The following is an 8,255-nucleotide window of genomic DNA, read 5'->3' on the forward strand; positions in this document are numbered from 1 at the left end:
CGTGGACACCGCAACGCTGTGGCTGCTGCCCGCCCTCCCCCTGGCGGGCGCGATCGTCCTGCTGCTGACCGGACGTTACGCCGACAAGTGGGGCCATCTGCTCGGCACCGCGCTGGCCCTCGCCTCGTTCGTAGTCGCCGCGCTCGCGTTCGCCGACATGCTCGGGCGCGACACCGCCGACCGGGCAGTGCGCCAGGACTTGTTCAGCTGGATCCCGGTAGCCGGTCTCCAGGTCGACTTCTCGCTGCGACTCGATCAGCTGTCGATATGTTTCGCACTGCTGATCACCGGCGTCGGCTCGTTGATCCACATCTACTCGATCGGCTACATGAGCCACGATCCGGCGCGCCGGAGGTTCTTCGCCTACCTGAACCTCTTCCTCGCCGCCATGCTGCTGCTGGTCCTGGCGAACAACTACCTCGTGCTCTACCTCGGCTGGGAGGGCGTCGGCTTGGCCTCCTACCTGCTGATCGGGTTCTGGCACGAAAAGCCCTCGGCGGCAACGGCGGCGAAGAAGGCGTTCGTCGTCAACCGGGTCGGCGACATGGGCTTGGCGATCGCGATGATGGTCATGTTCGCGACGTTCGGGTCGATCGACTTCGACGTCGTGTTCGGCGCCGCGTCCGCCGCGGGCGAGGGCACACTCACCGCGATCGGCCTGTTGCTGCTGCTGGCCGCGTGCGGCAAGTCCGCGCAGGTGCCGCTGCAATCCTGGCTCGGTGACGCGATGGAAGGCCCCACGCCGGTGTCGGCGCTCATCCACGCGGCAACCATGGTGACCGCGGGCGTGTACCTGATCGCGCGCTCCAACGCGATCTTCGACCTCGCACCGAACGCGCGCTTGGGCGTGGTGCTGGTCGGCGCGGTCACCCTGCTGTTCGGCGCGATCATCGGCTGCGCGAAGGACGACATCAAGAAGGCGCTCGCCGCCTCCACCATGAGCCAGATCGGCTACATGGTGCTGGCCGCGGGACTCGGCCCCGCCGGATACGCCTTCGCCATCATGCATCTGCTCACCCACGGGTTCTTCAAGGCCGGGCTGTTCCTCGGCGCCGGTTCGGTGATGCACGCGATGAACGACGAAACCGACATGCGCCGCTACGGCGGACTGCGCACCCTGCTGCCGATCACCTACGTCACCTTCGGCCTCGGCTACCTCGCCATCATCGGTGTTCCGCCGTTCGCCGGATTCTTCTCCAAAGACCGGATCATCGAGGCGGCGTTCAACCAAGGCGGCCTCGGCGGGGTCGCCTTGGGACTGGTCACGCTGCTCGGCGCGGGCCTGACCGCGTTCTACATGACGCGGGTCATGCTGATGACGTTCTTCGGCGAACGGCGCTGGAAACCGGACACCCACCCGCACGAAGCCCCCGCGGTGATGACCGGGCCGATGATCCTGCTCGCCCTCGGCTCGATCGGGGCGGGCGCGGTGTTCGTCTTCGGCTCCTCGCTGCAGAACTGGCTCGAACCGGTCGTGGGCGCCCACCACGGTACCGAAACCGTTCCCGCGGCGCTGGTCACCATCCTGGCGCTGGGTGTGGTCGCCGTCGGAGTCTGGGTGGCCTACTCGCAGTACGCGCAGCGCGACATCCCCGAGACCGCACCCGAAGCCGTCTCCGCGCTCACCGTCGCGGCGCGCCGCGACCTCTACGGCGACGCGGTCAACGAAACGGCGTTCATGCGGCCGGGACAGTACCTCACCCGGGCGCTGGTCTTCCTCGACAATCGCGGCATCGACGGCGTCGTGAACGGCACCGCGGCGCTGATCGGCGGGTTGTCCGCACGAGCCCGGCGTGTGCAGTCCGGCTTCGTGCGCTCCTATGCCCTGTCCATGTTCACCGGCGCGGCCCTGGTGGCCGCAGCCCTGCTGGCGGTGAGGTTGTGGTGAGCGAGTTCCCCTGGTTGACGACGCTGTGGCTGGCGCCGGTCGTCGGTGCGGCGATCGTGCTCGTGCTGCCCGCCGCGCGACGTACGCTCGCGCGCGCGGTGGCACTGGCCTTCTCGGTGCTCACCCTCGGTATCGGCATCGCGCTGGCGGTGCGCTTCGATCCCGGCGGCGCGCAATACCAATTCATCGAATCCCATCAGTGGATTCCGGCGTTCGGCGCCGGCTACACCCTCGGACTGGACGGCATCGCACTGGTGCTGGTGCTGCTGACCGCGGCACTGGTGCCCCTGCTGATCCTGGCGGGCTGGCACGACGAACGCGAAGTCGGCAGCGGCAAGCGGGTGGCCCACACTTACGTCGCGCTCATCATGCTCGTCGAGGCGATGGTGCTGGTCTCCTTCGTCGCCTTGGACATCCTGCTGTTCTACGTCTTCTTCGAGGCGATGCTCATCCCGATGTACTTCCTCATCGGCGGGTTCGGGCCGCGCACCGGCGACGCGCTGGCGCGCAGGCAGCGCTCGCGCGCGGCGGTGAAGTTCTTGCTGTACAACCTGTTCGGCGGGCTGATCATGCTGGCCGCGGTCATCGGGTTGTACGTACTCACCGCCCGCGAAGGTTTGGGCGAAGGGTCCTCGGGCACGTTCGATTTCCGCACCGTGGTCGCCGCCGCCAACGCCGGGCAGCTCGGCGCGGGTCCCGCGGTGCTCAATGCCCTGTTCCTCGGGTTCATGTTCGCTTTCGCGGTGAAGGCGCCCTTGTGGCCGCTGCACACCTGGCTGCCCGACGCCGCCGTCGCCGCCACGCCGTCCAGCGCGGTGCTGATGATGGCGGTGGTCGACAAAGTGGGCACCTTCGGCATGCTGCGCTACTGCCTGCCTTTGTTCCCCGACGCGTCGAGCACCTATGCGCCGTTGGTGATCACGCTCGCGGTGATCGGCATCGTCTACGGCGCGCTGCTGGCCATCGGGCAGACCGACGTGATGCGCCTGATCGCCTACACCTCGATCTCCCACTTCGGTTTCATCATCCTCGGCGTCTTCGCCATGACCAGCCAGGGTCAAACCGGCGCGACGCTGTACATGGTCAATCACGGCATCTCCACCGCCGCACTGTTCCTGGTGGCCGGGTTCCTGGTGTCGCGGCGCGGAACCCGGCTCATCGCCGATTATGGCGGCGTGCAGAAGGTGGCCCCGGTGCTGGCGGGCACGTTCTTCATCGCCGGTCTCGCGACGCTCTCGCTACCCGGGCTCGCACCCTTCGTCAGCGAATTCCTCGTGCTGATCGGTACCTTCACCCGCTACCGGTTCGCCGCCGTGATCGCCGCGAGCGCGCTGGTGCTCGTTGCCCTCTACGTGCTGTGGCTCTACCAGCGGATGATGACCGGACCGGTGAAGAAAGGCAACGAGCGGATCTGGGATCTCGCCCCGCGCGAACTCGCCGTCGTGATACCGCTGATCGCCGCGCTGCTGTTCCTCGGTATCTACCCGAAAGTCCTGACCGACTTCATCAATCCCGCGGTGAGCCAGACCCTCACCACCATCGGCCGGACCGACCCCGCACCGTCGACACCACCGGCGGAAGCGGGATCGACCCACCATCCCGGAGGTGTCCACAAATGACCGACCTCGCCTCCACCGCGACGCTCGCCGCGAGCGTTCCCGCGCCGAGCATCGAATACGGCGCCCTGTCCCCCATGCTCATCGTGTTCGGCGCCGCCGTACTCGGTGTGCTGGCCGAAGCGTTCGTCGCCCGGCACTACCGCTACGCCACCCATCTGGTGCTGAGCGTGGTCGGCTTGGTCGCCGCGCTGATCGCGGTGGTGCTGCTGGCAGGCACCGAATCCACCGCTGTCGCCGGTGCGGTCGCGATCGACGGCGTGACCCTCTTCCTGCAGGGCACGATCCTGGTGGTGTCGCTGCTCGGGATCCTGTTCATCGCCGAGCGCGGAGCCGAGCCGCGTCTGCGGGCGCGGTCGGGCCCCGGAACCTGGAGCCGAGCCGCCGCCACCCTCGAACGCGGTGTGGACGCGTTCACGCCCCAGGCCTCGGCGGTGCCCGGCAGCGCGACCGAAGCCGCGGCGCTGCGCGCGGGTGTCGCGACCACCGAGGTGTTCCCCCTGACGCTGTTGGCCGTCGGCGGCTTGCTGCTGTTCCCGGCGTCCAATGACCTGCTGACCATGTTCGTCGCCCTCGAAGTGCTATCGCTGCCGCTATATCTGCTGTGCGGCCTGGCCCGGCGCAAGCGGTTGCTCTCCCAAGAGGCGGCGCTGAAGTATTTCCTGCTCGGCGCGTTCTCCTCGGCGTTCTTCCTCTACGGCGTCGCGCTGCTGTACGGCCAGGCGGCTACGGTGCGACTCGGCGGCATCGCCGACGCGATCGCCCAGCATCCGGACAACGCGACGCTGGCGGTCCTCGGGATCGCGATGCTCGCGGTCGGCCTGCTGTTCAAGATCGGCGCGGTGCCGTTCCAGTCCTGGGTCCCCGACGTCTACCAGGGCGCTCCCACCGCGATCACCGGGTTCATGGCCGCGGCCACCAAGATCGCGGCGGTCGGCGCGTTGGTGCGTGTGCTGCAGGTCGCGGTGCCCGGTCTGCGCGACGACTGGCGGCCCATCCTCGCGGCCGTCGCGATCGCCACCATGGCCGTCGGCGCGGTCATGGCGATCACGCAGACCGACGTCAAACGAATGCTTGCGTATTCCTCGGTGGCGCATGCCGGGTTCCTGCTCACCGGCCCGGTGGCGGCCAACGCCCGCGGTGTCGCGGCCGTGCTGTTCTATCTGCTGGCTTACGGCATCGGCACACTCGGCGCGTTCGCGGTGGTCAGCTTGGTCCGCGAGCCGGACGGTGACGAGGCCACCGGCCTGCAACGGTGGGCGGGGCTGGGCCGCAGGTCACCCTGGCTGGCAATGGTATTCGCGCTGTTCCTGCTTTCCTTCGCGGGGTTGCCGCTCACCAGCGGCTTCGTCAGCAAGTTCACCGTCTTCGAGGCCGCCGCGTCAGGCGGCGCGGCACCACTGGTCGTCATCGGCGTGATCTGCAGCGCCGTCGCGGCGTTCTTCTACCTGCGGGTCATCGTGCTCATGTTCTTCACCGACCCGCCCGCCGACGCGCCGGTGCTGGTCAGCCCGCCGCTGACGACGACGATCGTGGCGATCACCGCGGCGATCACGTTCGCGCTCGGTGTCTTTCCGCAGCCGTTGCTCGACCTCGCCGATCAGGCGGCGACGTTCGTTCGCTGACCGGCCCGATGCCGCCGCCGCACGACCGCGGCGGCATCGTCGTCTCACGGCTCGACGCGCTCAGGCGCCGCGCCGGCCTTGCAGCGCTTTCGCGATCAGCGCCCGGGCGCGATCGCCGTACTCGGCTTGGTCGGCAAGGATCGCGAAGGTCTTCTCGTGCAGAGCGATCTCGGACGGGCGCGTGATCGTCAGCTCCGCCGAGACCGTCTCGGTCAGCACCTGTGAGCGGTCGTAGATGACGAAGTTCGTCGCGGGGGCGCGGTACTCGGCGCAGATCGGGATGATGCCCAACCGCACAGTCGGGTTGGCCATCACCGCGAGCAGGTGGGCGAGCTGCTCGGCCATGACGGTGGCGTCGCCGACCGTGCGCCAGAGCGCGGCCTGGTTGATCACGAAGTGGAACCGGTGTTTCACCCGGAAGAGCACCTGCTTACGGGTCATGCGTGCGGCCACCGCTTCTTCCAGGTCGTCGCGCCCACCGGTCACCGCGATGCAGGCGGTCAGGATCGCGCGCGCGTAGCCCTCGGTTTGCAGCAGCCCCGGCAACGTGTCCGGCGCGTACCAGCGGATCTGCGTGGTCTGCGATTCCAAATGGATCGATTGCCGTTGCCTGCGCGCGTGCCCGGAGGCGACGGTGCGCTGCCATTCCAGGTACATCGACTGCAGATTGCGCGCATTGGCGACCAGGTCGTCCAGCACGGCGGTGTTACCGCACGCTTCACACCACGCGGCGAGGTCCGCTTCCGACGGCGTCTGCTTGCCGCCCTCGATCCGGGAGACTTTGCTCGAATGCCAGCCGCACCTCGCGGCCAGCTCCAGGCCGGTGAGGTGGGCAGCGCGACGAAGTTCACGCAGGCGCGCGCCCAGCACCTCGCGTGCGTCCGACACACCGTTCACTCGGGTACGTGCTCACTCTCGCAATATCGTTGATGATCGATGCCCATGGGCCACAGCCGTTCCCGCACCCGCAGGTACCGGGCGACCAGCGCTGGATCAGTACTGATCGACAGCCCGGTGAACGCCCCGTTCTCGGCGAAGGTGTTGAAGGCCACCGTGTCCGAGTCGAACAGCCAGTAGTCGTCGTGCGGCAGATCCGCCGCGTCGACCAGATGCCGCGGTAGCCAGCGCACCGCCTCGCCGGTGGCGATGTTGTCGTCGGTCGCCGACAACAACCACCGGGTGTAGCCGGTATGCGGGACCGTCACGACACGTAGTCGCTCCAGCGTGACTCCGCGGGTAGCCGACTCGACCATCAGAGCATCCCAGGCTTTCCACGACTCGGGCTGTTCCTCTCGCTCGTACGCTACTCCGGCATCGAAGCGGCGCAACGCTTCCTGCTCGTCCTCCATCACGTACTGATCTCTCACCTCCAAGTGGAAAGCGCGGAATCGAGCCGCCCGAAAGAGCGGCTCGAAACAGCGGTCACCGGCGACGTGCAGCATCAGCGCACCACCACGGCGGTTTCGTGACGGTCGAGGGTCAACTGGGCGAGCAGTTCGGGGTCGGTGACCGGTTCGCCGGCCACCAGCACCGAACCGCAGGTTCCACTCGCCTCCACCCGTAGCCACATGCCGGGTTCCAGCCAGTCCAGCAATTGGTGCGGTACACGCACCGTGCCCGTGCGGTCGGTGGCATCGCCCTGCACCACGAGCACGCCCGTGTCGGTCGCATACACGGCGGGGCAAGCTCCATGGTCGGATCCGGATCCGAGAAGTCGCAGGTTCATAGCTGATCCTTTGCGAGAGCTGGCGGACGATGTCGTGCAATCGTCCCCACCGGACCCGATGCGGGTCAACGCACTTCGCAAAGTCGCGCAAAATGTAGGCGGCGGTATCGGTGTGGCTTCTACCGTCGATTCGGCAACCCGAGCCACCGCGCCGATGTCGGTCCCGGGCTGCCTTCTCCTCGAGGGAAAGGGCCGCGACATGATGAGACGCCCCAGGACTGCCGCCGATTTCGCGGTGCTGGGTGTGCTGGCGCCGGGCGGTTTGCTCACTGTGGAGCAACTGGCGCAGCAGGCGCGACTGACCGCCTGGTCGGTGCGCAGCGCATTGCTGCGCCTGCAGTCGCGTGGTTTGATCATGGACTGCCGGTACCGCGGCCGCTGGGCCATCACGCCGCGCGGCCGCGGCGAGTGGGCCGCGAAGGGCCGCAGATTCACGCTGTGAGTCGGATCCCGCGACTTCGCAGGCGACACTCCAGCCGATTCAGGACTTGTCGAGGATTTCGCGCAGCCGGTCGGCGAAGGCGCCAGGATCGTCGACGAATCCGGTGTGTCCACCGGGGAACAGCGTTGGTGTCAGGTCGAGCGCCGCGGCGAGCGCGCGCGAGGTGCGATCACAGAATTGCCCGGCGGATTCCGCGCCGATACCGATGACGAGACGAGTGGACGCGTGGTGCAGGGCGCGGATATCGGGTTCCCAGGTGGTGGTGCCGCGGATCTCGTGGGCGAACCAGTAACGTTCACTGGCCAGCTGCCGCGGGTCGCGCTCCGGGCCGAACATCTGCTCGAGCACCGGCTCGGGCATCGCAATGTTCGCGGCCGCGAAGAACTTCCGCCAAGCGCCGAGCACGTCACCTCGGGCATAGGTGGCGACGAGGTCGTCGGTCGCGGCTCGATGCGCGTCCCGGTCGGCGATCAGCGCGTTGATCGGTGGTTCGTGCGCGATCGCCGTAGTGACGAGATCAGGACGAGACTGGGCCAGTGCGAGCGCGGTCACCGCACCGCCACTGGAACCGAAGACCACCGCGGGCCCGGCGTCGACGTGCACGATCAGCCGGGCGAGGTCGTCGGCGCGCAGTTCCGGCGTCGAGTCCTCTTCGGTGTCCTTCAGCGTGGAACTTTGGTGCCCGCGCGGGTCGGTGGTGAGCACGGTGCGGTCCACGGCCAGCAGATCGGCCAACGGCGCGAACGCGGCGGCGTGCATCGGCGCGCCCGCCAGTACGACCAGCGGGCCCGCGCCACGCAGTTCGTAGTACAGGTGCGCGCCCGGGACGTCGAGGGTCCGCGCGGTGGTCGCGGACGGCAGATGGGTCACTAGGGCACCATCCTTTGCGCGGATCTTGTTACGGGGTTCGTGGAAGGGACTCGGGGGGAGCCGGGGTGACGGCCTGGGTCGGTCGCTC

At 68.1% G+C, this 8,255-nt stretch carries 8 protein-coding genes; 4 read left to right on the forward strand and 4 right to left on the reverse strand.

The features are described 5' to 3' along the window. The first annotated feature begins 1 nt into the window (after window position 1). Genes nuoL through nuoN form a run of 3 tightly spaced genes read left to right on the forward strand, consistent with a single transcriptional unit; the run spans window position 2 to window position 5,129 of the window. Entirely contained in the window at window positions 2-1,888 is a 1,887-nt protein-coding gene (nuoL, locus tag ACWEO7_RS28935) for an NADH-quinone oxidoreductase subunit L (protein ID WP_452427857.1), read from the forward strand. Continuing rightward, entirely contained in the window at window positions 1,885-3,507 is a 1,623-nt protein-coding gene (locus ACWEO7_RS28940; RefSeq protein ID WP_452427859.1) for an NADH-quinone oxidoreductase subunit M, read from the forward strand. The genes nuoL and ACWEO7_RS28940 overlap by 4 nt, the downstream gene beginning before the upstream one ends. Then, on the forward strand, window positions 3,504-5,129 hold the full coding sequence (gene nuoN, locus ACWEO7_RS28945; RefSeq protein WP_452427861.1) for an NADH-quinone oxidoreductase subunit NuoN: 1,626 nt from the start codon (window positions 3,504-3,506) through the stop codon (window positions 5,127-5,129). The genes ACWEO7_RS28940 and nuoN overlap by 4 nt, the downstream gene beginning before the upstream one ends. Window positions 5,130-5,189: 60 nt before the next feature. Here nuoN and ACWEO7_RS28950 read toward each other — a convergent pair whose 3' ends face one another. From ACWEO7_RS28950 to ACWEO7_RS28960, 3 genes are read right to left on the reverse strand one after another with little or no spacing between them, the layout of a single operon-like run. Further along, window positions 5,190-6,017 (reverse strand): helix-turn-helix domain-containing protein, encoded by an 828-nt coding sequence (locus ACWEO7_RS28950; protein ID WP_452427863.1) that lies wholly within the window; start codon window positions 6,015-6,017, stop codon window positions 5,190-5,192. Window positions 6,018-6,022: 5 nt separating this feature from the next. Then, the gene (locus ACWEO7_RS28955; RefSeq protein ID WP_450016953.1) at window positions 6,023-6,571 is read right to left on the reverse strand and encodes a DUF6879 family protein; all 549 of its coding nucleotides are present in this window, start codon (window positions 6,569-6,571) and stop codon (window positions 6,023-6,025) included. Beyond that, window positions 6,571-6,804, reverse strand: a complete 234-nt coding sequence (locus ACWEO7_RS28960) for a hypothetical protein (protein WP_452427865.1) — start codon at window positions 6,802-6,804, stop codon at window positions 6,571-6,573. Before ACWEO7_RS28960 ends, ACWEO7_RS28955 begins: the two co-directional genes overlap by 1 nt. Window positions 6,805-7,054: 250 nt before the next feature. On the opposite strand from ACWEO7_RS28960, the gene ACWEO7_RS28965 reads away from it, so the two are divergent. Continuing rightward, entirely contained in the window at window positions 7,055-7,297 is a 243-nt protein-coding gene (locus ACWEO7_RS28965; protein WP_452427867.1) for a MarR family transcriptional regulator, read from the forward strand. Window positions 7,298-7,336: 39 nt separating this feature from the next. Here ACWEO7_RS28965 and ACWEO7_RS28970 read toward each other — a convergent pair whose 3' ends face one another. Then, a complete protein-coding gene (locus ACWEO7_RS28970; protein ID WP_452427869.1) occupies window positions 7,337-8,167 on the reverse strand; it encodes an alpha/beta fold hydrolase in 831 nt (276 codons plus the stop codon). Between the last annotated feature and the right edge of the window lie 88 nt (window positions 8,168-8,255).

Source organism: Nocardia sp. NPDC004260 (assembly GCF_053603155.1).

What these genes read in the sequence shown, in the direction of transcription:
- nuoN (WP_452427861.1), top strand. Translation starts at nt 3,504, where the DNA reads ATGACCGACCTCGCCTCCACCGCGACGCTCGCCGCGAGCGTTCCCGCG.
- ACWEO7_RS28955 (WP_450016953.1), bottom strand. Translation starts at nt 6,571, where the DNA reads ATGCTGCACGTCGCCGGTGACCGCTGTTTCGAGCCGCTCTTTCGGGCG.
- ACWEO7_RS28965 (WP_452427867.1), top strand. Translation starts at nt 7,055, where the DNA reads ATGATGAGACGCCCCAGGACTGCCGCCGATTTCGCGGTGCTGGGTGTG.